We start from the raw sequence: 25,722 nt of genomic DNA, 5'->3' as shown, positions 1-25,722 counted from the left end.
CCGACGGCTCGCCGGAGAAGGCCGGTGTCACCGGAGCAGCGGTCGGCTCGATCTCACGCGCGTCCGCCGACGACTCACCGGAGAAGTCCGGGTCGGCGACGGTCCCGGCCGGGTGCGCCGGGTCGGCCGGGTGTTCCTCGTCGGAGAAGATCGGATCGGCGCGTACAGCCGGCGGCCCGGGCGGCGTGCCACCCGGGCCGGTCACGGCGTCCGCCGTCGGGTCGTCGGAAGCCACTGGCCTCAGTCCGATACCGGCCGGACGACGATGCGCCGGTTCGGCTCGACGCCCTCCGACTCGCTCTCCACGCCGCTCATCGCGTTGACCACGTCGTGCACGCACTTGCGCTCGAAGGCGGACATCGGCTCCAGGCGTACGGCCTCGCCGTGCTCCTTGACCTTCTCGACCGCGTTCTTGGCGACCGCGGCCAGTTCCTTGCGCCGGGCGGCCCGGTAGCCGCCGACGTCGAGCAGCAGGCGGCTGGGCGTCCCGGTCTGCCGGAACACCGCCAGCCGGGTCAGCTCCTGGAGCGCCTCCAGGGTGGCGCCGCGCTGGCCGACCAGGTTCTGCAGGCGGGAGCCGACCACCTCGACGACCGGCCGACCGCCGGAGACCAACTCGTCGATGTCGCCGTCGTAGTCGAGGATGTCCAGCAGGCCCTCGACGTAGTCGGCGGCGATCTCGCTCTGCCGGAACAGGTCGCTGTCGGCCGGGGCCTTCTTCTCCCGGGGCTCGGGGGTGCCCTCACCGGTCTCGGTGGAGGCCGAGGTCTCCTCGTCCACGGACTGGTCGGCGCTGGGGATGCTGGTGTCGGTCACGGTCTCATCTCCGTACTCGCTCGGCCGGACCGTCGAGGTCCGTTGGTCTCCCGAGAGCCGGCGGGAGGTTCGCCGGATGCCTCTCGGGCACGTCCGTACGGGCCAGTCTCGCCCGTGACCGCGCAGTGCGCGGCGGTTCCGGCCCGGCGCCTACTCCTCGGGGCAGCTCGGGGACCGGACGGGCCACCGCCGGTCGCGGCGGTGGCCCGGATGCTCTAGCCCTGTCGCTTGGCGGGGCGGTTGCCGGCCTTCTTCGGGTTGACCGGCTTGGCACCCGGCTTCGGGCCGGCCACCTTCGGCGCGACGGCCGGCGCCTTGGCGACGGGCTGGGCGGTCTTGCGGCCGAGCAGGCCGGTCTTGGCCGGCTGCACCGGGCTCTTGCCGCCGGTGGTCGTGGTGGCCTTCTTCGGCGGCACCAGCGGCGGGAACTTCCGCAGCACCCACTGCTGCTGGCCGAGCGTGAAGAGGTTGTTGGTGACCCAGTAGATGATCACACCGATCGGGAAGATCGAGCCGGAGACCAGCAGCGAGACCGGGATGCCGTAGAGCATCAGACGCTGCACCATGCGCTGCTGCGGGTCCTCCGCCCAGCCGGTCTTGAGGATCATCTGCCGGCTGGTCAGGTAGGTGGTGGCGATCATGATGAGCACCAGGACGCCGGCGATCACCTTCACCGTGCCGGTGTTCGCACCCAGCGGAGCCAGGTCGGCGGCGGTGGAGCCGAACCGGCCGGAGATGGGGGCGGTGAAGAGCTTCGCGCTGGAGGCGCTGTTGAACTGGTCGACGGTCCAGCCGTAGAGGGTCTTTCCGCCGTTCTCCGGGTTGAGTCGCTTGAGCGTGTGGAACAGGCCCAGGAAGACGGGGATCTGGAGGAACATCGGAAGGCAGCCCATCAGGGGGTTGGCCTTTTCCTTCCGGTAGAGCTCCATCATCTCCTTCTGGAGCGTCTCCCGGTCACCCTTGTGCTTCTCCTGGAGCTCCTTCACCTTCGGCTGGAGCGCCTGCATGGCCCGCTGGGACTTGATCTGCTTGACGAAGACCGGGAACAGGATCACCCGGACCGTCACCACCAGGAAGATGATGGCGAGGATCCAGGCCCAGTTGGTGCCGATGACCGCGCCGACCGGCACCCCGATGGCGTCCCAGGCCGAGTGCCAGGTCAGCAGGATCCACGAGATCGCGTAGTAGATCCAGTCGAGACTCAATTCTCAGGCTCCAGTCACGTCGGCACGGCGGCGACCGCCCGGCTCCGGCACCGGGTCGTGTCCACCTGGGTGAAAGGGGTGGCAGCGCGACAGCCGCCGGACCGTCAGCCAGGCCCCCCGCGACGCACCGTGCCGGGACACCGCCTCCACGGCGTAGGCACTGCACGACGGGTAGAACCGGCAGCGGGCCGGCAGCGCCGGACTTATCCACCGACGGTACGCGATGATGGGTGCCAGCAGCATGCGGGCACCGGTAGTCGGCGACGGAGTCGCGGTCCCGCCGTTCATCGCGACCGCCGTCCCCGGGGGGCCCGTGCGGCGGTCAGGGCGGCGTCCAGATCGGCCCCGAGCCGCGCGTACGTCGCGTCGGCGGCCGGCGGCAGGGCACGTACGACCAGGGTGGCCCCGGCGGGCAGCTCGGCCAGACGCTCCCGGACCAGGTGCCGGAGCCGGCGGCGGACCTTGTTGCGGACCACGGCGCCGCCGACGGCCTTGGACACGACGAAGCCGGCGCGGCTGGGTGCGGAGTTCTCCGCACCGCTGATCCGCGCCGGCTCCGGCGAGGTTGTCACGGCATCGGCGCCGGTCGGCTCCGGGAGCGTCAGGTGGACCACGACGGCACCGCGGCCGACGCGTCGGCCACCGCGAACCGCTGCGGCGAAGTCGCTACTGCGCCGCAGTCGCTGTGCGGCGGCCAGCACGACTGCCCACGTCCCCGTACCGGACCGGACGGCCTCAGGCCGCCAGGCGGGTGCGGCCCTTGGCGCGACGGGTCGAAAGGATGGCGCGGCCGGCACGGGTGCGCATGCGCAGCCGGAAGCCGTGGGTCTTCGCGCGCCGGCGGTTGTTCGGCTGGTAGGTGCGCTTGCTCACGTCAGGCTCTCCGTTGTGGTACGCCCCGCGCGGCGGATCGCCCGGGGTCCTGTGCTGGTCCAGATCACCTCGACGGTGACCTCCGATCGACGCTGCCCCGGCAAGGCCACGGGCAGCGAGCATCTATCACCCTAGCAGAGGGCGAGAGAGCATCCGCTCCAGCCTACGCAGGGGCGCAATGACCGTCAAACCTCACACTCCGGCCCCCGACCTGCGCCGGAACGGCGACCGAAGGGGCCGATTTCACTGATGTCGTCAACGCCGGGTGGGTGTCGACGGTTGATGGCGTGGGGTCCCCGCTGTTAGCGTGCGCGATTGCGGTCGGCGTCGGGGGTCCGGGTTTGTCGCCGACCGGCAAGACCGGACAAGCTGTTGAATCGTTCGGCACGGTGAACCCGCTTCAGCGCCTCCGCGAATCCAGGGGGCAGGTCCGACCCGCGTCCGGTGGGCGGCCACAATCGGTCGGTACACACAGGCTGTGGATAACTTGTGGATGACGACCGGTCAGCCGTCCGGGCGGGCGTGAGGATCAGGCGAGGGGGTGGCACGACGTGACCGGAGCGACAGACCTTGCCGCGGTGTGGGCGGCGGCCACCGAGGAACTCGCCGACGAGATCATCTCCGCCCAGCAGCGGGCCTACCTGCGCCTCACCCGCTTGCGGGCGATCGTCGAGGACACCGCGCTGCTCTCCGTACCGGACGCCTTCACCCGGGACGTGATCGAGTCCCGGCTCCGCCCGGCCATCACCGAGGCGTTGAGCCGCCGGCTCGGCCGCGACATCCAGGTGGCCGTCACCGTGCGCGTCGCCGAGGACCCGGCCGGTCGACCGGCCGGCACGGTCTACCGCGCCAACCCGGAGCCGTCGGCCGAGCCGAACGGCCCGGCCGACCTGCTGCCGGGATTCGACCGGATCGGCCCGGCGCCGGCTCCGCCGGCGTTTCCCGCCCCCCGGCCCGAACCGGGTTACCCCGCCGACCCGCGACCGGAGCACGGGGCGGAGGAGCCCGCCCCGCGACAGCGGAACACCGACGGCGGGCGGCCGCACCTGATCCCGGCCGGCCGGGACGCCCAGGACACGCTCTTCGGCGCCGCCTTCACCGAGCCGCTCCGCGCCGCGCCCGAGCGTCGCGCCTTCGACGAGCGCCCCGGCGCCGGGCACCCCGCCCCCGCCGCAGGCGGCTACGAGCCGCGCTACCGGGAGGCGCCCGGGCCGGTCGACGCCCCGCCGCTGCGTGGCCTGCCCCGCGACGGCGCGACGGACAACGGCCCCGGCCGCGGCGGTCTCGACCACCACCGTCCCGGCGGCCAGGGTGATCGTCGACTGCCCGGCGGCACGGAGAGCGGCGGCAACCGGCTCAACCCGAAGTACATGTTCGAGACGTTCGTCATCGGGTCGTCCAACCGCTTCGCCCACGCGGCGAGCGTGGCGGTGGCCGAGTCGCCGGCCAAGGCGTACAACCCGCTGTTCATCTACGGCCACTCCGGGTTGGGCAAGACCCACCTGCTGCACGCCATCGGCCACTACGCCACCACGCTGGGCAACGCCCGCTCGGTCCGGTACGTCTCGACCGAGGAGTTCACCAACGACTTCATCAACTCGCTGCGCGACGACAAGACCAGCGCGTTCCAGCGCCGGTACCGGGACGTGGACATCCTTCTGATCGACGACATCCAGTTCCTGGAGAACCGGGAGCGGACCCAGGAGGAGTTCTTCCACACCTTCAACACCCTGCACAACGCCAACAAGCAGATCGTGATCACCTCCGACCGGTCGCCGCGCCAGCTCGCCACGCTGGAGGACCGGATGCGCACCCGGTTCGAGTGGGGGCTGCTGGCCGACATCCAGCCGCCGGACCTGGAGACCCGGATCGCGATCCTGCAGAAGAAGGCGGCGCAGGAGCGGATGTACGCCCCGCCGGACGTGCTGGAGTTCATCGCCTCCCGGGTGTCGAACTCGATCCGGGAACTCGAGGGCGCGCTGATCCGGGTCACCGCGTTCGCCAGCCTCACCCGTTCCTCGGTCGAGCTGTCGCTGGCGGAGGAGGTGCTGCGGGACTTCATGCCGGACGGCGCCGGCCCGGAGATCAACGCCGACCAGATCATGGCCTCCACCTCCGAGTACTTCGGGGTGAGCCTGGAGGACCTGCGCGGCCACTCCCGGTCCCGGGTGCTGGTCAACGCCCGCCAGGTGGCCATGTACCTGTGCCGCGAGCTGACCGACCTGTCGCTGCCCCGGATCGGGCAGGCCTTCGGCGGTCGCGACCACACCACGGTCATGCACGCCGACCGCAAGATCCGTCAGCAGATGGCGGAACGGCGCTCGCTCTACAACCAGATCGCCGAGCTGACCAACCGGATCAAGCAGAACACCTGAGACTCTCGTCTCCCCTAGCCCTGTCACGACAGCCCGGCCGGACGCCTCCGGCCGGGCTTCTTCATCCCCACGCCGGTGCGCGGAGGCCACGAACGGCCTTCGCGGACGTCGCCTGTTGACCCTCGACCCGGTCGAGGGCGCAGGATCGATGTCGTGCTTGTCCACAACTCGTGCCCGTTGTCCACACCCCCTGTGTCACAGGCGGTGGATAAACACCGTCTGCACTTGGCCGGTTACCCACAGACTGTGGACAAGTCCTGGGGACGAGCCTGTGGACGCCTGGGGACAACGCCCGCGTTGTCCACCGACGACGGTCCACCTGTGGGGAGCCTGTTGAAGGTTCTGGGGACGACGGTGGCCGACGTCGTTCGCACCGTCCACAGCACTGGGGAGAAACCCCGTGGATAACCGGTGGACAACCGGTGGACAGCGGTGGAAAACCCGGCGGCCGGCGGCGGCTGTGGACCGGGGCACGAGTTGTACCCCTGGTTCTCCACAGCGAAACCACCGGTGGATAACCTGTCTGACCTGGGCGGACGCGGGTTCTCCACAGTTTGCACAGGTGCGATGAAGACGATGAGTTATCTCTTCTAAACAACAAAAACCAATCATCACCGTTGGACTTCCTGTGGATCGGGCCGAAGCACTGCCGTCGGCAGTCGCCCGGGCACCTGGAAGCAACGGGGTCGGGCGCACAGCCGATGCCCTCGCGCCCTAAGGTGCGAGGGGCACCCGCACGGTCGGGCGGGGCGGGTGGCAGCGGTCGGCATGAGAGAGTTGTCGCTGACGTCGACGCGGAGGCATTGATGAAGTTCCGAGTGGAGCGCGACGCGCTCGCCGAGGCGGTCGCGTGGACCGCCAAGAGCCTGCCCAACCGACCCTCCGTGCCGGTGCTGGCCGGGGTGATGCTCCGGGTGACCGACGGCAACCTCCAGGTCTCCGGCTTCGACTACGAGGTGTCCAGCCAGGTGACCGTCGAGGTGCAGGGTGACGCGGACGGCGCGGCCCTGGTCTCCGGTCGGCTGCTCGCCGAGATCACCAAGGCGCTGCCGGCCAAGCCGGTGGACATCGCCGCCGTCGGCGCGCACCTGGAGCTGGTGTGCGGCAGCGCCCGGTTCACCCTGCCCACCATGCCGGTGGAGGACTACCCGACCCTCCCGGAGATGCCGGAGAGCGCCGGCACCGTCGACGCCGCCGCCTTCGCCGCCGCCGTGGCCCAGGTCGCCGTGGCCGCCGGCCGCGACGAGACGCTGCCGATGATGACCGGCGTCCGGATCGAGTTGTCCGGCAGCACCATGGCCATGCTCGCCACCGACCGCTACCGTCTCGCGCTGCGGGAGATGGAGTGGAACCAGGACGACCCGGAGATCAGCCTCAACGCGCTGGTGCCGGCCCGCACGCTCAACGACACCGCCAAGGCGCTCGGCCCGCTCGGTGGCCACGTCACCATGGCGCTCTCCTCCGGCGGCGCCGGCGAGGGCATGATCGGCTTCTCCGGCGGCACCCGCCGGACCACCAGCCGGCTGCTCGACGGCGCCAACTACCCACCGGTGCGCTCGCTGTTCCCGGCCGACCACAACGCCGAGGCCCGGGTCGCGGTGGCCACCCTCATCGAGGTGGTCAAGCGGGTGGCGCTGGTCGCCGAGCGCACCACCCCGGTGCTGCTCAGCTTCAGCTCCGACGGCCTCGTGGTGGAGGCCGGCGGCACCGAGGAGGCCCGGGCCAGCGAGGCCATGGACGCCACCTTCAGCGGTGACCCGCTCACCATCGGCTTCAACCCGCAATATCTGATCGACGGCCTGACCAACCTGGGCGCCCAGTTCGCCCTGCTGCGCTTCGTCGACGCCTTCAAGCCCGCGGTCCTTTCTCCGGCCGGCGAGGATGGCGAGGTCATTCCGGGGTACCGGTACCTCATCATGCCGATCCGCGTCTCCCGCTGATCGCAGGCAGCACCACCCTTGACGTACGGAGGTAGCAGCACATGCAGCTCGGCCTGGTAGGACTCGGCCGGATGGGCGGCAACATGCGCGAACGGTTGCGCGCCGCCGGGCACGAGGTGGTCGGCTACGACCGCAACCCGGACCTCAGCGACGCCGCGAGCCTCGCGGAGCTGGCCGAGAAGCTCGACGCGCCCCGCGCGGTCTGGGTCATGGTGCCCGCCGGCGTCACCGACGCCACCATCGACGAGCTCGCCGGCGTGCTCGGCGAGGGCGACATCGTCATCGACGGCGGAAACTCCCGCTTCAGCGACGACGCCCCGCGCGCCGAGCGCCTCAACGAGCACGGCATCGGCTACGTCGACGTCGGCGTCTCCGGTGGCGTCTGGGGCCGGGAGAACGGCTACGGGCTGATGGTCGGCGGCGCCCAGCAGCACGTCGACCGGCTCATGCCGATCTTCGACGCGCTCCGGCCCGAGGGCGAGTTCGGCTTCGTGCACGCCGGCCCGGTCGGTGCCGGTCACTACGCCAAGATGGTGCACAACGGCATCGAGTACGGCCTGATGCACGCCTACGCCGAGGGCTTCGAGCTGCTCTCGGCGTCCGAACTCGTGACCAACGTCCCCGGTGTGGTCAAGTCGTGGCGCAAGGGCACCGTCGTCCAGTCCTGGCTGCTCGACCTGCTCGACCGGGCCCTCGACGAGGACCCGGAGCTGGCCGAGCTGAGCGACTACACCGAGGACACCGGCGAGGGCCGGTGGACGGTCGACGAGGCGGTCCGGCTCGCCGTGCCGCTCAACGTGATCACCGCCGCGCTGTTCGCCCGGTTCGCCTCCCGGCAGGACGAATCGCCCGCCTTGAAGGCCGTCTCCGCGCTGCGCCAGCAGTTCGGTGGCCACGCCGTCCACAAGCGCTGAGCGGTATCCACAGGCTGTGTACGTCCGCCGGCTCGAACTGGTCGACTTCCGCTCCTACGAGCGGGTCGGCGTCGACCTGGAGCCCGGCCCGAACGTGCTGGTCGGCGCCAACGGCGTCGGCAAGACCAACCTGGTCGAGGCGTTGGGCTACGTGGCGACCCTGGACTCGCACCGGGTCGCCACGGACGCCCCGCTGGTGCGGATGGGCGCCAGCTCGGCGGTGATCCGCTGCGCCGTGGTGCATGACGGCCGGGAACTGCTGGTCGAGCTGGAGATCGTCCCGGGCAAGGCCAACCGGGCCCGGCTCGGCCGCTCCCCGGCCCGCCGCGCCCGGGACGTGCTCGGCGCGCTGCGGCTGGTGCTCTTCGCGCCGGAGGACCTGGAACTCGTCCGCGGCGACCCGGCGGAACGCCGCCGCTACCTGGACGACCTGCTGGTCAACCGCCAACCCCGCTACGCCGGCGTCCGGGCCGACTACGAGCGCGTCGTGAAGCAACGCAACGCGCTGCTGCGCACCTCGTACCTCGCCCGCAAGACCGGCGGCTCGCGCGGCGGCGACCTGTCGACGCTCGCGGTCTGGGACACCCACCTGGCACAGCACGGGGCCGACCTGCTCGCCGGCCGGCTGGAGCTGGTCGCCGCGCTCACCCCGCACGTGGCGAAGGCGTACGACGCGGTGGCGGCCGGCCGGGGCGCGGCCGGCATCACCTACCGGCCCTCGGTCGAGCTGCCCGAGTCGACCACCGACCGGGCGGCGCTGGCGGAGGCGCTGGCCGCCGCGCTCACCGCGAACCGCACCGCCGAGATCGAACGCGGCACCACGCTGGTCGGCCCGCACCGCGACGACCTGGCGCTCACCCTCGGCCCGCTGCCCGCCAAGGGGTACGCCAGCCACGGCGAGTCCTGGTCGTACGCGCTGGCGTTGCGGCTGGCCGGGTACGACCTGCTGCGCGCCGACGGGATCGAGCCGGTGCTGGTGCTGGACGACGTCTTCGCCGAGCTGGACGCCGGCCGGCGGGAACGCCTGGCCGAGCTGGTCGGTGGCGCCGGCCAGCTCCTGGTGACCTGCGCGGTGGACGACGACGTGCCGGCGACGCTGCGGGGCACCCGCTACACGGTCGGCGAGGGGACGGTACGACGTGCCGGATGACGACGAGGTGCGGCTCCCGCCGGCCCGGCTGGGGCCGGGGCGCGACGGCGGGACGGCCGGGCGGGGCGAGTCCGCGCCGCGTACCCCCGGGAAACCGGCGGGCGGCGAGCGGGCCGCGACGCGTACCCCGGGAAAGCCCGCGGCCGGCGAGCCGGACGCGGCGCCGGAGGGTGCGGCCGGGCCGGAGCTGGCCCGGGCGGTGCTCGACGCGGCGAAGGCCAGGCGTCAGGCCGCGGCCGGCACCCGGCGGCGCAGCGCGGTCCGGGGCGACGGCGAGAAGCGGCTGCGCGGCTACTCCGGCCCGGGTCCGGACCCACGCGACCCGCAGCCGCTCGGCGCGGTGCTCGACAAGCTGGTCAAGGCGCGGGGCTGGCAGCAGCCGGCGGCCGAGGCGACCGTCTTCGGCGCCTGGGAGAAGGTGGTCGGCCCGGAGGTCGCCCAGCACAGCCGCCCGGTGAAGCTGGAGAACGGCGAGCTGACCGTGGAGGCCCGGTCGACGGCGTGGGCCACCCAGCTGCGGCTGCTGGCCGGCTCGCTGCTCAAGCAGATCGCCAGCGAGGTCGGCCACAACGTGGTGCGCAAGCTGCACATCCACGGCCCGGCCGCGCCGTCGTGGTCGCGCGGCCCTCGTCGGGTACGCGGGCGCGGCCCGCGCGACACCTACGGCTGAGCGGGCGTCACACGTCCGCGTAGACGGCGAAGCCGCGTTCCGCGCAGCGCCGGTAGAACGCGGCCAGCACGCTCAGCTCGGCGCAGGTGAAGTTCCACTGCGGCGGGTCGCCGCTGTCGTCGCGCAGCTTGTCCAGCCGGGTGTCCAGCCAGCGGAGCTGCTGCTCGGCCAGCCGCCCGTCGCCGAGCAGCGCGCGCAGCACCTCGCTGACCGACTCGAACGTGACCGTCTCGCCGTAGGGCCGGTGCCGGGCGACGAACTTCTCCACGCCCTCGGCGATCCAGGAGCAGCCGTCCGGGTCGATCACCGGGTCCTCGTCCTCGGCCGCGTTCTCCGTGGCGTAGAGCACATTCTCCAGCCCGAGGATGAGGTCGACCAGTTCGGTGTAGGCGGTCGCCCGTACGGTGCCGGTCTTCGCGATCAGCTCGGCGAGCGCGGCGGTCGGGGCGGAGATGCGTGGCACGTCCACGATCTCGCCGAAGTCCACGAACTCGGCCGGCGCGACCGGGTCGTAGAAGCGGCCGGTACGCGGCCAGTGCACCGCGACGTTGTCCAGCCCCATCTGCGTCACCTCTCACCAAGCGTCTGTCGGACCATCTCCGCCGATGGTCCCCGGTCCGGGCGCGAAAGATCAAGACCGCAACGGCGGCGCCGCAAAAGGTACGGCACGTCGCGTTCCACCGCGACCCCCGGCCATGGTGACCGCCGATCATGGGCCCGGGGACGTCCACCGCTCACGGGGGCCGGTGGCGCGGCACGGCGTCGCTGGCGTGTAGGGGGAGTCGCGGGCAGCGAGGTTCGCCCGGCTACGGCATTCTCAGCCGCCCCCAAGGGGGTGCCGAGTGGCGGTTTGGTCGGCTGCGCACAGTAAGATTGGAGGCGAGACGAAAGACCCGGCACGGAGCGACGGACACGGGCCCCCGGGGCCCTTGATCATAGTCCCGCATCGGGTCCGAGCCGATCGCGATCCGCGGGCAACCGCGGCGCCCGGCGCACACGATCCGTGACCTGGTGATCCCGGGGGCGGCCCGTGCACGCCGACGTCGCGTCCTGTCCGCCGAACCCGCGCCCCGCGCCCACGCGCGGCCGGTGCGAGAAAGTGGCCGAGCGTGGCAGCGGAGGACAACAAGAAGTACGGTGCCGAGTCCATCACCGTGCTCGAGGGCCTGGAAGCGGTCCGGAAGCGGCCCGGTATGTACATCGGGTCCACCGGCGAGCGCGGCCTGCACCACCTGGTGTGGGAGGTCGTCGACAACGCGGTGGACGAGGCGATGGCCGGTTACTGCGACACCATCGACGTGGTGCTGCTGGCCGACGGGGGCGTCCGGGTCACCGACAACGGCCGAGGCTTCCCGGTCGACCTGCACCCCAAGCTGAAGAAGCCGGGTGTCGAGGTCGCGCTGACCGTGCTGCACGCCGGCGGCAAGTTCGACGGCAAGGCGTACGCCGTCTCCGGCGGCCTGCACGGTGTCGGCGTCTCGGTGGTCAACGCGCTCTCCACCCGGATGGCCGTGGAGATCCACAAGGACGGCTTCGTCTGGCGGCAGCGCTACGACCACTCCAAGCCGACCCCGCTGGAGAAGGGTGAGCCGACCGACCGCACCGGCTCCGCGGTCTCGTTCTGGCCCGACCCGGACGTCTTCGAGACCGTCGACTTCGACTTCCACACCATCTACCGGCGCCTGCAGGAGATGGCCTTCCTCACCCGCGGCCTCACCATCCACCTGCTGGACGAGCGGGTGCCGGAGGACGAGGACGGCAAGCCCCGCGAGGTCACCTTCCACTACGACGGCGGCATCGCCGACTTCGTCCGGCACCTCAACGCCTCGAAGAGCCCGATCCACAAGACGGTGGTCGAGTTCGGCGCCGAGGAGACCGGCATGTCGGCCGAGATCGCCATGCAGTGGAACGAGTCCTACGGCGAGTCGGTCTACACCTTCGCCAACAACATCAACACCCACGAGGGCGGCACCCACGAGGAGGGCTTCCGGGCGGCGCTGACCAGCGTGGTCAACCGCTACGGCGTCGAGCGCAAGCTGCTCAAGGGCGACGAGCGGCTCTCCGGCGAGGACATCCGCGAGGGCCTGGCCGCGATCATCTCGGTCAAGCTGACCGACCCGCAGTTCGAGGGGCAGACCAAGACCAAGCTGGGCAACACCCCGGTCAAGGGCTTCGTCCAGCGGGTCTGCAACGAGTCGCTCGTCGACTGGTTCGACCGCAACCCGGCCGAGGCGAAGATCATCATCACCAAGGCCTCCCAGGCCGCCCGCGCCCGCATCGCCGCCCAGCAGGCGCGCAAGCTGGCCCGGCGCAAGTCGCTGCTGGAGTCCGGCTCGATGCCGGGCAAGCTGGCCGACTGCCAGTCCACCGACCCGCGCGAGTCCGAGGTCTTCATCGTCGAGGGCGACTCGGCCGGCGGCTCGGCGAAGCAGGGCCGCGACCCGCGGACCCAGGCGATCCTGCCGATCCGCGGCAAGATCCTCAACGTGGAGAAGGCCCGGATCGACCGGGTGCTGAAGAACAACGAGGTGCAGGCGCTGATCACCGCGCTGGGCACCGGCATCCACGACGACTTCGACATCGAGAAGCTGCGCTACCACAAGATCGTGCTGATGGCCGACGCCGACGTGGACGGCCAGCACATCCAGACGCTGCTGCTCACCCTGCTGTTCCGCTTCATGCGGCCGCTCGTCGAGTTGGGCCACGTCTACCTGGCCGCCCCGCCGCTCTACAAGATCAAGTGGAACAAGAAGGGCGACGACGCCCAGTACGCGTACTCGGACCGGGAGCGGGACGGCCTCATCGCGCTGCGCCAGCAGAAGAAGGCCAACGCCCGGCCGGACGACATCCAGCGGTTCAAGGGTCTCGGCGAGATGAACTATCCCGAGCTCTGGGAGACCACGATGAACCCGGCCACCCGCACGCTGCGCCAGGTGACGCTGGACGACGCCGCCACCGCGGACGAGCTGTTCAGCGTCCTGATGGGTGAGGACGTCGAGGCCCGCCGGTCGTTCATCCAGCGCAACGCCAAGGACGTGCGGTTCCTGGACATCTGACGGACGCGCCCGGGCCGGCCGGAGATCCACCGGCCGGCCCGGCGGTCCACAGAGTTATCCACAGTCCGGCCGCTTTCCACAGCCGTTATCCACAGCTAGATCACGACTCTGAGTCTGATAAGGGTTAACAGTGACCGATACTCCCGAGTCCACCCCGAACGAGCCGGAGACCCCGGAGACACCGACCGCGGTCGTCCAGCACGACCGGATCGAGCCGGTCGGCCTCGAGGTCGAGATGCAGCGCTCGTACCTCGACTACGCGATGAGCGTCATCGTCGGGCGGGCCCTGCCGGACGTCCGGGACGGGCTCAAGCCGGTCCACCGCAAGATCCTCTACGCCATGTTCGACTCCGGCTACCGGCCGGACCGCGGGTACGTGAAGTGCTCCCGCGTCGTCGGCGACGTGATGGGCCAGTTCCACCCGCACGGCGACTCGGCCATCTACGACGCGCTGGTCCGGATGGCGCAGCCGTGGTCGCTGCGCTACCCGCTGGTCGACGGCAACGGCAACTTCGGCTCGCCGGGCAACGACCCGGCCGCCGCCATGCGGTACACCGAGTGCAAGCTCGACCCGCTGGCCATGGAGATGCTGCGGGACATCGACGAGGACACCGTCGACCTCCAGGACAACTACGACGGCCGGGCCAAGGAGCCCACCATCCTGCCGTCGCGGATCCCGAACCTGCTGATCAACGGGTCCGAGGGCATCGCGGTCGGCATGGCCACCAAGATCCCGCCGCACAACCTGCGCGAGATCGGCGCGGCGGTGCAGTGGTGCCTGGAGCACCCGGAGGCCGACGAGGCGACCACCCTGGAAGCCCTGCTGGAGATCGTCAAGGGTCCGGACTTCCCGACCTACGGCCTGATCGTCGGGCAGCAGGCCATCCAGGACGCGTACCGGACCGGGCGTGGCTCGATCCGGATGCGCGCGGTGGTCGAGGTGGAGGAGGACAAGCGGGGCCGGCCGGCGCTGGTGGTCAGCGAGCTGCCCTACCAGGTCAACCCGGACAACCTCGCCGAGCGGATCGCCGAGCTGATCAAGGAGGGCAAGCTCGCCGGCATCGCCGACATCCGGGACGAGTCCTCCGGGCGTACCGGCATGCGGATCGTGCTGGTGCTCAAGCGCGACGCGGTCGCCAAGGTGGTGCTGAACAACCTCTACAAGCACACGCAACTCCAGGAGACGTTCGGCGCCAACATGCTGGCGCTCGTCGACGGGGTGCCGCGCACGCTCAACCTGGCTCAGTTCATCCGCTACTACGTCGAGCACCAGATCGAGGTGATCCGCCGGCGGACCGCGTTCCGGCTGCGCAAGGCGGAGGAGCGGGCGCACATCCTGCGCGGCCTGAGCAAGGCGCTGGACGCGCTGGACGAGGTGATCGCGCTGATCCGGCGTTCGCCCACGGTGGAGGACGCGCGGCAGGGCCTGATCCGGCTGCTGGAGATCGACGAGGTCCAGGCGACCGCGATCCTGGACATGCAGCTGCGCCGGCTGGCCGCGCTGGAGCGGCAGCGGATCCTGGACGACCTGGCCAAGCTCGAGGTGGAGATCGCCGACCTCAAGGACATCCTGGCCAAGCCGGAGCGGCAGCGGAAGATCGTCTCCGACGAGCTGGGTGAGATCGTCGCGAAGTGGGGCGACGACCGGCGCACCAAGATCATCCCGTTCGACGGCGAGGTCTCGATGGAGGACCTCATCGCCCGCGAGGACGTGGTCGTGACGATCACCCGCACCGGGTACGCGAAGCGGACGAAGGCCGACCTCTACCGGTCGCAGCGTCGTGGCGGCAAGGGCGTGAGCGGGGCGACGCTCCGGCAGGACGACATCGTGAGCCACTTCTTCGTATGCTCTACCCACGACTGGATCCTGTTCTTCACGAACAAGGGTCGGGTCTACCGGGCGAAGGCGTACGAGCTTCCCGAGGCCAGTAGGGTGGCCAAGGGCCAGCACGTGGCCAACCTGCTCGCGTTCCAACCGGACGAGCAGATCGCGCAGATCATCGAAATTCCGAACTACCAGGTGGCGCCCTACCTGGTACTGGCCACGAAGAACGGCCTGGTGAAGAAGACGCGGCTCGAGGAGTTCGACTCCAACCGTTCCGGCGGCATCATCGCGGTCAACCTGCGCGATGAGGACGAGCTGGTCGGTGCGGTCCTGGTGGCGCCGGAGGACGACCTGTTGCTGGTGTCGAAGAACGCGCAGGCGATCCGCTTCAACGCCACCGACGAGGCGCTGCGTCCGATGGGCCGGGCCACCTCGGGGGTGATCGGCATGCGCTTCAGCGGAGAGGACGAGTTGCTCGCCGTCGAGGTCGTCCGGGAGGGTCTGGACGTCCTGGTCGCGACGAACGGGGGATACGCGAAACGCACCCCGATCGAGGAATACCCGGTCCAGGGCCGGGGAGGTAAGGGCGTGTTGACTGCGAAGATCACCGAGCGACGCGGTGGTCTGGTCGGCGCGGCCGTGATCGATCCGGAGGACGAGCTGTTCGCCATCACGAGCAACGGCGGCGTCATCCGGACTCCGGTGAAGCCTGTACGCCGTACGCGTGACCGGAACACAATGGGGGTCAAGCTGATGGACCTCCCGGACGGCGTGACTATCGTGGCGATTGCTCGCAATGCCGACGAGCCTGACGAACAGGACTAGTTGATGACGGAGACACAGGCGAAGTCGGGGAACAAGGGGACCTCGGCCACCCCGGTCGAGGAGGAGGCCGCGCAGGGCGGTACACCAGCTACCGGCCGCGCGGCCGTGGGCCGGGCCACGGTCCCCGCCGACGCGCCTGCCCCGAAGTTCACCCGGGCCCCCGGCATGGCCCCGCCTCCCGACAAGCCGGGCGAGGACTCCGGGTCCCGTGAGTCGACCGAGACCAAGATCGACGCGCCGACCTCGGCCGACGGCCTGGCGGCTCCGGTCGCGGCGAAGCCCGCCACGAGCGCGCCGCCGACCAAGGCGACCGCGTCCGCACGCACGTCCACCGGGACGACCGGCACGCAGCCACGCATCGGCGCCGGCCTGGGCACCGCCCCGAAGTCGGCACCCGAGACCGCCCGCCCGACCGGCCCCGGAACCACCGGCGCCGGTGCCGGCGCCGCCCAGGGCCGCCCCGCCAACGGCGGCGGCCTGCCGCCGGGCATCGGCGGCGCGGCGGCGGTCGGCGCGGCGCGCGTGGGTGAGGCGGTACGCGCCGCGCGTACCTCGGTCAGCTCGGCCGCGTCCCGCGGACCGCGCCGGGCCCGGCTGAACCTGAAGCGGATCGACCCCTGGTCCGTGATGAAGTTCGCCTTCGCGGTCTCGGTCGTGCTCTTCATCGTGGTGGTCGTCGCCACCTCGGTGCTCTACCTCGCGCTCGACGCGATGGGCGTGTTCAAGAGCGTCAACGACAGCCTGACCGACCTGGTGAACGCCGGCGGCGGCCAGGGCGGCGGCGGTGGCTTCCGCGTCACGGCCAAGGGCGTGATCCTCACGTCGGCACTGATCGGCCTGGTCAACGTCGTGCTGTTCACCGCGCTGGCCACGCTGAGCGCGTTCGTCTACAACGTCTGCGCCGACCTGGTCGGCGGGATCGAGCTGACGCTCGCCGAGCGGGACTGATTCGACGACGCCGGGGCGCCGCGTAAAGCGGTCGCCCCGGCGTCTCGCGTCCGGGTAGGTTCGTGGTGTGACCCCGATTTGGGGGCGAAGAACGCGATGGGTTAACCTTGCTCGTCGCTACGCGGGGCTATAGCTCAGTCGGTTAGAGCGCAGAGCTGATAACTCTGAGGTCGCTGGTTCGATTCCAGCTAGCCCCACCGCACATCGTCCGACGCCAGTCGAGCGCGAGGGGTCAAGCCCATGTTCAAGAAGCTCCTGATCCTTGCCGGCATCGTCGGCGTCGCCGCCGTGGTGGCCAAGAAGGTCAAGGCCTCGAACGACGAGCGTGCCCTGTGGCACGAGGCCACCACCGCGCCCGACCTGCGCTGAGCGCGTGACACCGGGGCGGTTTCCGCCCGGCACGGGGCCCTAGCTCAACTGGCAGAGCACTGCCTTTGCAAGGCAGGGGTTAGGGGTTCGAGTCCCCTGGGCTCCACCAACCGATCGCATAGTGGACAGCAGGCCGCATATTCCTGTGACCCGCGGTATGTTCATGCCGCTCGTGGTCGATCAGGGAGAGTCATCACGTGGACACCACCGCCCCCCGGGGTTTCCGTGCGTTCGTCGGCAACGCGGGGCTCAAGGACGAGGGCGACGACTTCGCCGCGCTGATCTCGGAAGCGCCCTCGGTCAGCGCCGCGGTCTTCACCCGGTCCCGGTTCGCCGGTCCCAGCGTGACGCTCAGCCGCTTGGCGCGTACCTCGTCGGCCCGTGGCGTGGTGGTGCTCGCTCGTAACGCCAACGTCGCCACCGGCGAGGAGGGCATGGCGAACGCCCGCGAGGTTCGGGCGATGACCGCCCAGGCGTCGGGGTTGGATCCGGACGACCTGCTGATCGCGTCGACCGGGGTGATCGGACGGCAGTACCCGATGCCCCGGGTGCGGGCGCGCCTCGCCGGGCTGCGCGGGCCGTTCCCGCCGGCGGACTTCGACCGGATCGCCACGGCCATGATGACGACCGACACCCATCCGAAGGTGTCCCGCTCGCGGTGCGGTGCGGCCACCGTCGTGGGAGTCGCCAAGGGCGTCGGCATGATCGAACCCAACATGGCCACGCTGCTGACCTTCTTCTGCACCGATGCCGAGATCGCCCCGGCGGACCTGGACCGGGTGTTCCGCGCGGTCATCGATCGCACCTTCAACGCGGTGAGCATCGACACCGACACCTCCACGAGCGACACCGCGGCCATCTTCGCCAACGGGCTCGCCGGGCCGGTCGACCTCGACGAGTTCGCGGAGTCGCTGCACACCTGCGCCCTCGACCTGGTGCGGATGGTGGCTCGCGACGGCGAGGGTGCCAGCAAGCTGATCGAGGTCCGGGTGACCGGCGCCCGCGACGACGGCCAGGCCAAGCGGGTCGGTAAGACGGTGGTGAACTCACCGCTGGTGAAGACCGCCGTGCACGGCGCCGACCCGAACTGGGGGCGGGTGGCGATGGCGGTGGGCAAGTGCGAGGAGGACGACGACATCCGGCCGGAGCGGGTGCGGATCGGCTTCGGCGGCCTGGAGGTCTTCCCCGCCCCGGCGACGGACGAGACGTTGCGGCGGTTGCAGGAGCACCTGCGCGGCGACGACGTGGTGATCGAGGTGGACCTGGGGATCGCCGCCGGCGCGTTCACCGTCTACGGCTGCGACCTGACCGAGGGATACATCCGGATCAACGCCGACTACACCACCTGACGCGGCCGGGGTGGCACCCTCCGTGGGAACCACCCCGGCACCGTGGTGCGGTCAGCGTGCCGCCAGCAGGAAGATGCCGGCCAGTGCGAGGCCGACGCCCGCCCACTGCACGCGCGTGGCCCGCTCGCGCAGCACCACCCGGGCCAGCACCAGCGTGCTGATCGGATAGAGCGAGGCCAGCAGGCCCGCCACCGAGAGGTAGCCCTCGCGGACCGCCACCAGGTAGAGCACGCTGGAGAACATGTCGAGTGCGCCGGAGAGCAGGGCGAGCCCGGCGGTCGGTCGGGACAGCCGGGCCGGCCAGCGGCCGACCGGCCAGAGCACCGCCAGCATGGCGAGCGAGGCGCACCGGGCGGCCACCAGCGGCCACAGCCCCGACGTGTCCCCGGTGCGGGACAGCAGCACGAAGAAGAGCCCGAAGCCGGCGCCCGCCGCCAGGGCCCCGGCCACGGTGCGCAGAGCCGGCCGACGGCGGGCACCCTCCTCGGCCGGCGCCACCGACACGCACGGGATGGCCACGATCCCGCAGGCCAGCCCGACCGCCGCCGTCGTCGACACGGTCTCGCCGCTGCCCACCCCGACCAGTACGGGCAGGATCGCGGCCATCGCCGCGGTGGTCGGCGCCACCACGCTCATCGTCCCGTGCGCCAGCGAGTGGTAGAGCAGCATGGCGCCGACGCTGCCGGCCAGCCCCGCCAGCGCCCCCCAGACCAGGTCGCCGGCGCCGAAGCCGTCACCGCCGACCAGCCCGACGAACAGCACCGCGGTGAGCAGCCCCGCGGCGTTGGACCACAGCACCACCGTGACCGCGGCCGCGCGTTTGGTAGCGATACCGCCGACGAAGTCGGCGGACCCGAGCACCGTGGCCGAGGCCAGGGACAGGAGAATGCTGAACAACGCTTACCCTCGCCTTCAGGGGTGGGAGGTCAGGTAGCCCCCCATGGTGCGGAAGTAGGCGCGTGCCGGGACCTCCGTCCCGTCCTCGGTGCGCACCCGCTCGATCACGAGGCCGTGGTCGCGTCCGCTGTGCGCCTCCGGCCCGCAGACCACCACGACTCCCTCACCCTCGGGGCAGAAGATCCGGCCGGGCGTACCGCCGTATCTCTTGCGGGAGACCGAGGCGGAGGTCACCCGTAGCCTCGTGGCGCCGTGGTACGCGAAGGCGTTCGGGTAGGGATCGCTCTGTGCGCGTACCAGGTTGGCCAGCCGGTCGGCCGGCCAGTGCCAGTTGATGCGACTGTCCTCGACGGACCGCTTGTGGAAGAAGGTCGCCTCGCTCGGATCCTGTCGGATCCAGGTGGTCGTTCCACCCTCGATGAGGTCGAGGGCGGCCAGGGTGATCTCGGGGAAGATCTCGATGGTCCGCGCGAACAGGTCGGTGACGGTGTCCTTCTCGCGAACCGGCACGCGCTGCTGCAGCACGATGTCCCCGAGGTCGAACTCGTCGTTCATGAAGTGGACGGTGACCCCCACCTCGCGCTCGCCGTTCAGCACCGCCCAGTTCAGCGGGGCGAAACCACCGTACCGGGGCAGCAGGGCGTCGTGGATGTTGATCGCGCCGTGTCGGGCCAGGCCGTACACCCGGGACGACAGCCAGGTGCGCCAGTCGGACGAGACGATGATGTCCGGAGCCAGCTCGTCCATCCGTTCGACGACCTCGTCGTCGTTGGCGTACTTACGGACGAGGAGGGGCAGTTGTCGTTCCGTCGCGAGACCCGCGACGGAGTCGCTCCAGATGGTCTCGTACGCGTGGTCGCTCTCCGGGTGGGTGATCACCTGGACGACCTCGTGCCGCGAGTTCAGCAGCGCCTGCAGGACCCGGTGTCCCCAGGTCTGGTAACCCATGAAGACCACTCGCATGTGCTTCTCCGTTCCTGTCGTCAGGCCGTCCGGCCACCGGTCAGGGGCAACGACCACACGTACGCGAAGGCGGCGCCCGCCCGGTGGTCGAACTCGTCCCCGGCTTCGTACGTGGCCAGGCCCCGGTTGTAGCGGGAGTACGGCGACTCGCGGCTGACCACTGTGCAACCGCCCTTGTAGAGGTCGAGGACCACCTCGCCGGTCACCGCCGGTTGCAGGGTCGCGACGAAGGCGTCCAACGCGCGGCGCAGGTCGCTGAACCAGTAGCCGTAGTAGACGAGCTCGGCGTAGCGCAGCGCGAGGCCCTGCTTCTGGTGCAGCGTCTCCCGGTCGAGCACGAGCGACTCCAACTCGGCGTGCGCGGTCATCAGCACGGTCGCCGCGGGCGCCTCGTAGATGCCCCGGGTCTTGAAGCCCACGATGCGGCTCTCGGTGATGTCGATCCGGCCGATACCGTGCGGCGCGGCCAGGTCGTTGAGCTGCCGGACCAGGTCCGCGAGCCGCAGCTCGACACCGTCCAGGCTGACCGGCACACCCTCGGCGAACCCGATGCGGACCCGGGCGGGCTCGTCCGGCGCGTCGCGGGGGTCACGGGTCAGCTGCCAGGCCTCCACGGGTGGCGGCAGCGTGATGTCGTCGAGCTCCCCGCACTCGATGCTGGTGCCCCAGACGTTGGTGTCGATGCTGTACGGCTTCTCCTTGCCGACCGGCACGGGAATCCCGTGCTTGTCGGCGTACGCCAGCTCGTCGTCCCGGCTGCCGAGTTCCCAGTCGATGACCGGTGCCAGCACCTTCAGCGTCGGATCGAGCGCGGTCACGCTGGTGAAGAAGCGGACCTGGTCGTTGCCCTTGCCGGTGGCGCCGTGCGCGACCGCGTCGGCACCCACCTCGTGGGCGAGTTCGACCATGCGCTGCGCGATGAGAGGCCGCGACAGCGGGGCGGCCAACAGGTACTTGTTCTCGTACCGGGCGTGCGCCTGGAGGGCGGGCAGCGCGAAGTCGGCCAGGAACCGGTCGGTCAGCGGTTCGGCGTGGACCGCCGAGGCGCCGGTCCGCAGGGCGCGGTCCCGCACGTCGGGGACGGACTCCAACTGGCCGATGTCGGCGCAGAAGGCGACCACCTCCGCGTCGTACCGGTCGCGCAGCCAGTGCAGTGCCACGGAGGTGTCGAGGCCGCCGGAGTAGGCCAGCACGATCTTCATCGCTGCTCCCTGTCGGTGTGGGCGGCGAGGGCGCCGTCGAGGGTGGCGGCGAGCGCCTTGTCCAGCGGTGCGCCGGCCGCCACCTCCGCGGCGCAGCGGAAGGTCGCGCTCCGGGCGGCGGCGATCGCGTCCCGGCGGGCGCCGGCCCAGGCGCGGTGACCGGCCGCGCCCTCCCGGATCTCCTCGGCGATGCCACGGACGCTGACCGCGGAGGTGCCGCCGGCGCTGGTGTAGCCGTTGACGGCGTTCCTCGGCGCCAGAAGGTCCCGCAGTACGGGGACCGGCACGGGGTGCCCCTCCTCGGCGACGAGCTGGGACACCAGCTCCACGTCGCGCAGGGTGGCGCCCCGGCCGATCAGCTGGCCGACCACCCGGCCGGCCACGTGGTGGGATTCGCGGAACGACAGGCCGACGTCGGACACCAGGTGGTTGGCGAGCTCGGTGGCGGTCGAGAAGTTGTCCCAGCACAGCTCCTCGCCGCGCTGCGGGTCGAAGCGCAGCGTCCGGGTCTGCGCCTCGACGATGCGGAGGGCGGAGAGGTACGTGTCGATGCTCTGCCAGAGGAAGGGCTTGTCCTCCTGGAGGTCGCAGCTGTATCCGAGCGTGACGCCCTTGACCGCGGTGAGCAGCTGCACCAGGACGCCGGCGGTCCGCCCGGCCCGGCCACGCACCAGCTCCGCGACCACCGGGTTCTTCTTCTGCGGCATGATGGAGCTGCCGGTGGTGAAGGCGTCCCCGACCTCGCAGAGCCGATACTCGTGGCCGCTCCACATGACGATCTCCTCGGCCATCCGGGAGAGGTTGTTGCCGCCGAGGGCGAACGCGGCCGCCGCCTCGATCATGTGGTCGCGGGCGCTTGTCGCGTCGAGGGCGTGGGTGAGCACCCGGTCGAAGCCGAGCAGTCGGGCCACGGCGTCCCGGGCGAGGTCGAACGAGGTGCCGGCGAGCGCGCAGGCGCCCAGCGGCGACTCGTTGACCCGGTCGAAGGTGTCCCGGAGCCGCCGTACGTCGCGCAGCAGGGCGCTGGCGTGGGCGGTGCGCCAGAAGGCCACGCTGACCGGTTGCGCGGCCTGGCTGTGGGTGTAGCCGGGCAGGACGGTGGCCAGGTCCTCGTCGTCGACGTCGGCGAGCAGGTCGATCAGGTCGAGGTTGGCGGTCACCGCCTCCAGCAGCACCTCGCGCAGGTACATGCGCGCGTCGGTGGAGACCTGGTCGTTGCGGGACCGCGCGGTGTGCATCCGCCCGCCGACGTCCAGGCCGAGCTTCTCGATCACCATCTGTTCGATGTTGAGGTGCACGTCCTCGTACTCCGGGCGGAGCGTGAGGGTGCCGTCGTGGTGTTGCCGGTCCAGGCTCGACAGGGTCTCCACGAGGGACCGTGCCGCCTCCTCGGGCACGATGCCCTGCCGGGCGAGCAGCAGCACGTGGGCGACGTTCTGCCAGAGATCGTGGGGGACCAGCCGCACGTCGATGTCCACGGTGAGGGTGTAGTCCAGCACCTCGGGTGTGATGTCCTCGGCGAAGCGACCGCCCCAGAGCTTCTGTGTCATTTTCGTGTTGCCTCTCCGGCCGTTTCCGGCCATGGTCAGGACCGAGTGAGGATTGTTTTTGCGCAGGCGTCATCGATTCCGTGCGGATTCCGCACAGAAGTGAGCCGGGAAAGGAGAGTGGCGGCGTTCGGTGAAAGTCAGGCAGCCATATACTAATGGCGTATATCGATCAGCTCCCGCATCGTGGGAGATGCGGACCAAGGTTCGTGCCGCGACTGCCGTGCAGGTTCTTTCGCATCAACACCCCGTGTGTCGCGCTCGTGCCCGCCGCCGCCGACGTCAGGGTCGGTCTCCTGGGGGCGGGCGGGCTTGATCACCTCATCGCTGATCGTAATGCCGCGGTGGCCTTCGGCAACCGCCCTCTCGGAGTGTGAGACGTCGGCATCTTTACTCGGAGTTCCAAATCACGCAGCTGAAAGCGTGAATATCCGGAATTGTGTAGCTCGTGGATCGCCGCTTCGTCGGGCTTCCCCATTGACAATTTCTGACCACGTGTCGAGCATGTGAGCGGCCCGTCCCAATCGGACCGGGTAATGGTGCCGTCGACGCTCACGAAGGGACCGGAGCCGGATGACGCTGACAGAGGACACCCGCACCCACTTCACCATCGACGTGTCCGCCGGGGTGGCGGTGGTGGAGTTCTCCGAGGGGCACCGCCACAACATGTGGTCGATGCCGCGGATGCGGGCGCTCACCGCCACGATGCGCGAGCTGGGTGACTCGGACGTCCGAGCGGTCGTGCTGTTCAGCGGCGCCGGCCGGTCGTTCGGGGTGGGCGGCGACTTCCACGAGACGTCCACCTTCCGCGGCGGCGCGGAGGTCGACGACTGGATCGACCACATCACCGACCTCTACGTCGCCTGCCTACGGGTGAACCGGCCGGTGGTGGCCGCTGTCGACGGCTACGCCATCGGCATCGGCCTGCAGATCGCGTTGACGGCCGACTACCGGCTGGGCAGCGACCGGAGCCTGCTCAAGATGCCGGAGTACCAGCTCGGCATCGCCTGCACCTTCGGCGGGTTCATGCTGGAACGGTCCGTCGGGCGGGCGGTGATGCAACAGATGCTCATGTCCTGCGAGGAGTGGCCGGCGGAGCGGAGCCTGCGCGACCACCTTCTGCACGAGGTGGCCCCGGTCAGGCGGCTTCGCGAGGTCGCGGTGGACCGGGCCCGCAGGTTCGCCGACTATCCGACCGCAGGCTTCCGCAGCACCAAGCCCTTCGTCAACGCCGAGTACGTCGCGGGCCTCGAACGGCTGCGGGTCATCGGCAAGGAGGCGCACCGCGCGGCGTTCGCCGCCGGGGAGGCACAACGCACCATGCGCCAGGTCATCGGCGCCGACCGCTGAACGACGGACGGGAGCAGGCCGGATGGCGACAAGCAGATGGATCGTGGTCGGCAACGTCGACCTTCCCGGGCTGGCACATCTGGCCGAGAGACATGAGGTCGGCGACCTCGCCGTCTACCGCGCCGGCGTCTCCGGCAGTTGGCCGAGCCACCCACCCGTGACGTGCGACGTCAGCACGATGTCGCTCGTCGCTGCGCCGGCTGCGCCGACGGCGCCGGCGGCCGGGGAGCCGCCCCGCATCCGCATCGACGAGGACGGCGTGACGGTCGGCGCCTCGGTGCTCAACGAGGACCCGGTGCACGTGGCGGTCAACCGGGCCCGTGGCCGCTTCGCCTACTTCACCGACCCGCTCCTCGCGCCGCTGATCCTGCCGGCCCTCGGGCTGCCCGTCGAGGTGCGCGACGACCCGCCGACGGTGGGCGGCGACGAGACGCCGCTGCGGCACGTCCACCGGGTCCCGTTCGGGGCGGTGCAGGAGACGCGGCGTCACCGCGACGGCTGGACGACCCGAACCACCACGCCCGACGATCCTCTCCGGCATCTGCGCCGCCCGACCCGGACCGACGGGCAGGCCGCCGGCCGGGCACAACTGGAGGCGCTGCGGGGCGAGATCCGGCGGATCGCCGCGGGCCGGCCGGCCACCGGGTTCGCCACGCTGCTCTCCGGCGGCATCGACTCCGGCAGCGTGACCATGCTGGCCGCGGCCGAAGGGCTGCCGGTCACGCCGTACAGCGCGGGAACGCCCTGGGGCGACGAGTTCGACGACGCCGCGGAGCTCTGCGACCACCTCGGTCTGCCGCTGAAACGGATCGACCTGTCCGAGGAGCGGATCCTCGCCGCCATCCCGCAGGCCGTCCGTGGGCTGTGCGTCACCACGCCGGAGGTGGTGGAGGTGGCGCTGACCGCCACCGCCCTGTACGGCGGCGCCGAGATCGCCGCGGGCGAGGTCGTGCTGACCGGGTACGGCAGCGATCTGATCAACGCGGGCCTCTACCGACCGTTCCGCGGCCCCGACGAGCTGATCGACCAGACGTTGGACTCGGTGCACCAGACCCGGTTCACCAACGAGCTGTCCAGCCGCCTGCCGCTGGCGTACGGGCGGGAGGTCCACCATCCCTTCTGGAGTTGGCCGGTCATGCGGGTGGCGCTGGACACCGCGCCCTCCGCCAAGGTGCACGGCGGGCGGGAGAAGCACCACCTCCGCCTGGCGATGAGCGAGCACGTGCCGCACCAGGTCGCGTGGCGACGCAAGACCGCCGTGCACCACGGCGGAGGCCTGCAGGCCGGGGTGACCAAGCTGCTGACGGCCGACGCTCCCGGAGTCGATCGGGAGGCCGTCTACCGGGCCTGTTTCCGGGAGCTGGTCGCGGCGGCGGCGGACGGCAGTCCGGACGGCTGGGACCCATTGCGCCTGTACGAGCGCGCCGTGGCCGCGGCCCGTCGCTGAC

At 70.8% G+C, this 25,722-nt stretch carries 22 protein-coding genes and 2 tRNA genes; 14 read left to right on the top strand and 10 right to left on the bottom strand.

Translation table 11 applies throughout. From position 1 onward, the window contains the following. Positions 1-240 precede the first annotated feature (240 nt). The 5 genes from O7598_RS29955 to rpmH form a co-directional block, all read right to left on the bottom strand. Complete coding sequence (locus O7598_RS29955) at positions 241-816, bottom strand: Jag family protein (protein WP_269694517.1); 576 nt, start codon at positions 814-816, stop codon at positions 241-243. A 215-nt stretch (positions 817-1,031) separates the two neighbouring features. Next, positions 1,032-2,021, bottom strand: coding sequence for a membrane protein insertase YidC (gene yidC / locus O7598_RS29950; RefSeq protein WP_269694516.1), 990 nt, complete (start codon positions 2,019-2,021; stop codon positions 1,032-1,034). Positions 2,022-2,024: 3 nt separating this feature from the next. Continuing rightward, positions 2,025-2,264: a membrane protein insertion efficiency factor YidD gene (gene yidD, locus O7598_RS29945; protein WP_217628610.1), complete on the bottom strand. Its 240-nt coding sequence runs from the start codon at positions 2,262-2,264 to the stop codon at positions 2,025-2,027. 41 nt (positions 2,265-2,305) lie between these two features. Next, positions 2,306-2,722, bottom strand: a complete 417-nt coding sequence (gene rnpA / locus O7598_RS29940; RefSeq protein WP_269694515.1) for a ribonuclease P protein component — start codon at positions 2,720-2,722, stop codon at positions 2,306-2,308. Positions 2,723-2,756: 34 nt separating this feature from the next. After that, entirely contained in the window at positions 2,757-2,894 is a 138-nt protein-coding gene (gene rpmH, locus O7598_RS29935) for a 50S ribosomal protein L34 (RefSeq protein WP_091061882.1), read from the bottom strand. 551 nt (positions 2,895-3,445) lie between these two features. Between rpmH and dnaA the strand changes: the two genes are divergently transcribed. The 5 genes from dnaA (at position 3,446) to O7598_RS29910 (ending at position 9,943) form a co-directional block, all read left to right on the top strand. Then, positions 3,446-5,269, top strand: a complete 1,824-nt coding sequence (dnaA, locus tag O7598_RS29930) for a chromosomal replication initiator protein DnaA (protein WP_269694514.1) — start codon at positions 3,446-3,448, stop codon at positions 5,267-5,269. An 806-nt stretch (positions 5,270-6,075) separates the two neighbouring features. Beyond that, positions 6,076-7,209 (top strand): DNA polymerase III subunit beta, encoded by a 1,134-nt coding sequence (dnaN, locus tag O7598_RS29925; protein WP_269694513.1) that lies wholly within the window; start codon positions 6,076-6,078, stop codon positions 7,207-7,209. A gap of 41 nt (positions 7,210-7,250) precedes the next feature. Further along, positions 7,251-8,123: a phosphogluconate dehydrogenase (NAD(+)-dependent, decarboxylating) gene (gene gnd / locus O7598_RS29920; protein ID WP_269694512.1), complete on the top strand. Its 873-nt coding sequence runs from the start codon at positions 7,251-7,253 to the stop codon at positions 8,121-8,123. A gap of 16 nt (positions 8,124-8,139) precedes the next feature. After that, on the top strand, positions 8,140-9,273 hold the full coding sequence (recF, locus tag O7598_RS29915; RefSeq protein ID WP_269694511.1) for a DNA replication/repair protein RecF: 1,134 nt from the start codon (positions 8,140-8,142) through the stop codon (positions 9,271-9,273). Beyond that, a complete protein-coding gene (locus O7598_RS29910; protein ID WP_269694510.1) occupies positions 9,263-9,943 on the top strand; it encodes a DUF721 domain-containing protein in 681 nt (226 codons plus the stop codon). The genes recF and O7598_RS29910 overlap by 11 nt, the downstream gene beginning before the upstream one ends. A gap of 7 nt (positions 9,944-9,950) precedes the next feature. Here the strand turns inward: O7598_RS29910 and O7598_RS29905 are convergent, their stop codons facing one another. Then, the gene (locus O7598_RS29905; protein ID WP_091061892.1) at positions 9,951-10,505 is read right to left on the bottom strand and encodes a hypothetical protein; all 555 of its coding nucleotides are present in this window, start codon (positions 10,503-10,505) and stop codon (positions 9,951-9,953) included. A 547-nt stretch (positions 10,506-11,052) separates the two neighbouring features. Here O7598_RS29905 and gyrB point away from each other — a divergent pair. The 7 genes from gyrB to argJ all read left to right on the top strand — a co-directional run bounded on the left by gyrB (position 11,053) and on the right by argJ (position 18,315). Next, positions 11,053-12,999, top strand: a complete 1,947-nt coding sequence (gene gyrB / locus O7598_RS29900) for a DNA topoisomerase (ATP-hydrolyzing) subunit B (RefSeq protein WP_269694509.1) — start codon at positions 11,053-11,055, stop codon at positions 12,997-12,999. Between the two features lie 130 nt (positions 13,000-13,129). After that, positions 13,130-15,649, top strand: a complete 2,520-nt coding sequence (gyrA, locus tag O7598_RS29895; RefSeq protein ID WP_269694508.1) for a DNA gyrase subunit A — start codon at positions 13,130-13,132, stop codon at positions 15,647-15,649. A gap of 3 nt (positions 15,650-15,652) precedes the next feature. Then, positions 15,653-16,597: a DUF3566 domain-containing protein gene (locus tag O7598_RS29890; RefSeq protein ID WP_269694507.1), complete on the top strand. Its 945-nt coding sequence runs from the start codon at positions 15,653-15,655 to the stop codon at positions 16,595-16,597. 123 nt (positions 16,598-16,720) lie between these two features. After that, positions 16,721-16,794 (top strand) — tRNA-Ile (locus O7598_RS29885). Positions 16,795-16,837: 43 nt separating this feature from the next. Beyond that, on the top strand, positions 16,838-16,966 hold the full coding sequence (locus tag O7598_RS29880; protein ID WP_013283222.1) for a DLW-39 family protein: 129 nt from the start codon (positions 16,838-16,840) through the stop codon (positions 16,964-16,966). Positions 16,967-16,999: 33 nt separating this feature from the next. Then, a tRNA-Ala gene (locus tag O7598_RS29875) sits at positions 17,000-17,075 on the top strand. An 88-nt stretch (positions 17,076-17,163) separates the two neighbouring features. Further along, positions 17,164-18,315, top strand: coding sequence for a bifunctional glutamate N-acetyltransferase/amino-acid acetyltransferase ArgJ (argJ, locus tag O7598_RS29870; RefSeq protein WP_269694506.1), 1,152 nt, complete (start codon positions 17,164-17,166; stop codon positions 18,313-18,315). A gap of 51 nt (positions 18,316-18,366) precedes the next feature. Here the strand turns inward: argJ and O7598_RS29865 are convergent, their stop codons facing one another. From O7598_RS29865 to argH, 4 genes are read right to left on the bottom strand one after another with little or no spacing between them, the layout of a single operon-like run. Then, positions 18,367-19,212, bottom strand: coding sequence for a DMT family transporter (locus tag O7598_RS29865; protein ID WP_269694505.1), 846 nt, complete (start codon positions 19,210-19,212; stop codon positions 18,367-18,369). Positions 19,213-19,227: 15 nt separating this feature from the next. Continuing rightward, complete coding sequence (locus O7598_RS29860; RefSeq protein WP_269694504.1) at positions 19,228-20,175, bottom strand: methionyl-tRNA formyltransferase; 948 nt, start codon at positions 20,173-20,175, stop codon at positions 19,228-19,230. A 20-nt stretch (positions 20,176-20,195) separates the two neighbouring features. After that, positions 20,196-21,377, bottom strand: a complete 1,182-nt coding sequence (locus tag O7598_RS29855; RefSeq protein ID WP_269694503.1) for an argininosuccinate synthase — start codon at positions 21,375-21,377, stop codon at positions 20,196-20,198. Further along, positions 21,374-22,927 carry an argininosuccinate lyase gene (gene argH, locus O7598_RS29850; protein ID WP_269694502.1) on the bottom strand — a complete coding sequence of 518 codons (1,554 nt, stop codon included), beginning with the start codon at positions 22,925-22,927 and terminating at the stop codon, positions 21,374-21,376. Before argH ends, O7598_RS29855 begins: the two co-directional genes overlap by 4 nt. A 570-nt stretch (positions 22,928-23,497) precedes the next feature. Between argH and O7598_RS29845 the strand changes: the two genes are divergently transcribed. Both O7598_RS29845 and O7598_RS29840 read left to right on the top strand, forming a co-directional pair. Then, positions 23,498-24,274, top strand: coding sequence for an enoyl-CoA hydratase/isomerase family protein (locus tag O7598_RS29845; protein ID WP_269694501.1), 777 nt, complete (start codon positions 23,498-23,500; stop codon positions 24,272-24,274). A 22-nt stretch (positions 24,275-24,296) separates the two neighbouring features. After that, positions 24,297-25,721 (top strand): asparagine synthase C-terminal domain-containing protein, encoded by a 1,425-nt coding sequence (locus O7598_RS29840; protein WP_269694500.1) that lies wholly within the window; start codon positions 24,297-24,299, stop codon positions 25,719-25,721. Position 25,722 lies beyond the last annotated feature (1 nt).

Source organism: Micromonospora sp. WMMC241 (assembly GCF_027460165.1).
Lineage (GTDB): Bacteria > Actinomycetota > Actinomycetes > Mycobacteriales > Micromonosporaceae > Micromonospora > Micromonospora humi.
Note: the sequence above shows the minus strand (reverse complement) of the source record. Positions and strands in the feature narration are given on the sequence as shown.

Excerpts from the sequence above, each read along its gene's own strand:
- yidD (WP_217628610.1), bottom strand. The coding sequence starts at position 2,264 with ATGCTGCTGGCACCCATCATCGCGTACCGTCGGTGGATAAGTCCGGCG.
- dnaN (WP_269694513.1), top strand. The coding sequence starts at position 6,076 with ATGAAGTTCCGAGTGGAGCGCGACGCGCTCGCCGAGGCGGTCGCGTGG.
- gnd (WP_269694512.1), top strand. The coding sequence starts at position 7,251 with ATGCAGCTCGGCCTGGTAGGACTCGGCCGGATGGGCGGCAACATGCGC.
- O7598_RS29905 (WP_091061892.1), bottom strand. The coding sequence starts at position 10,505 with ATGGGGCTGGACAACGTCGCGGTGCACTGGCCGCGTACCGGCCGCTTC.
- O7598_RS29890 (WP_269694507.1), top strand. The coding sequence starts at position 15,653 with ATGACGGAGACACAGGCGAAGTCGGGGAACAAGGGGACCTCGGCCACC.
- O7598_RS29880 (WP_013283222.1), top strand. The coding sequence starts at position 16,838 with ATGTTCAAGAAGCTCCTGATCCTTGCCGGCATCGTCGGCGTCGCCGCC.
- O7598_RS29860 (WP_269694504.1), bottom strand. The coding sequence starts at position 20,175 with ATGCGAGTGGTCTTCATGGGTTACCAGACCTGGGGACACCGGGTCCTG.
- O7598_RS29855 (WP_269694503.1), bottom strand. The coding sequence starts at position 21,377 with ATGAAGATCGTGCTGGCCTACTCCGGCGGCCTCGACACCTCCGTGGCA.
- argH (WP_269694502.1), bottom strand. The coding sequence starts at position 22,927 with ATGACACAGAAGCTCTGGGGCGGTCGCTTCGCCGAGGACATCACACCC.
- O7598_RS29845 (WP_269694501.1), top strand. The coding sequence starts at position 23,498 with ATGACGCTGACAGAGGACACCCGCACCCACTTCACCATCGACGTGTCC.
- O7598_RS29840 (WP_269694500.1), top strand. The coding sequence starts at position 24,297 with ATGGCGACAAGCAGATGGATCGTGGTCGGCAACGTCGACCTTCCCGGG.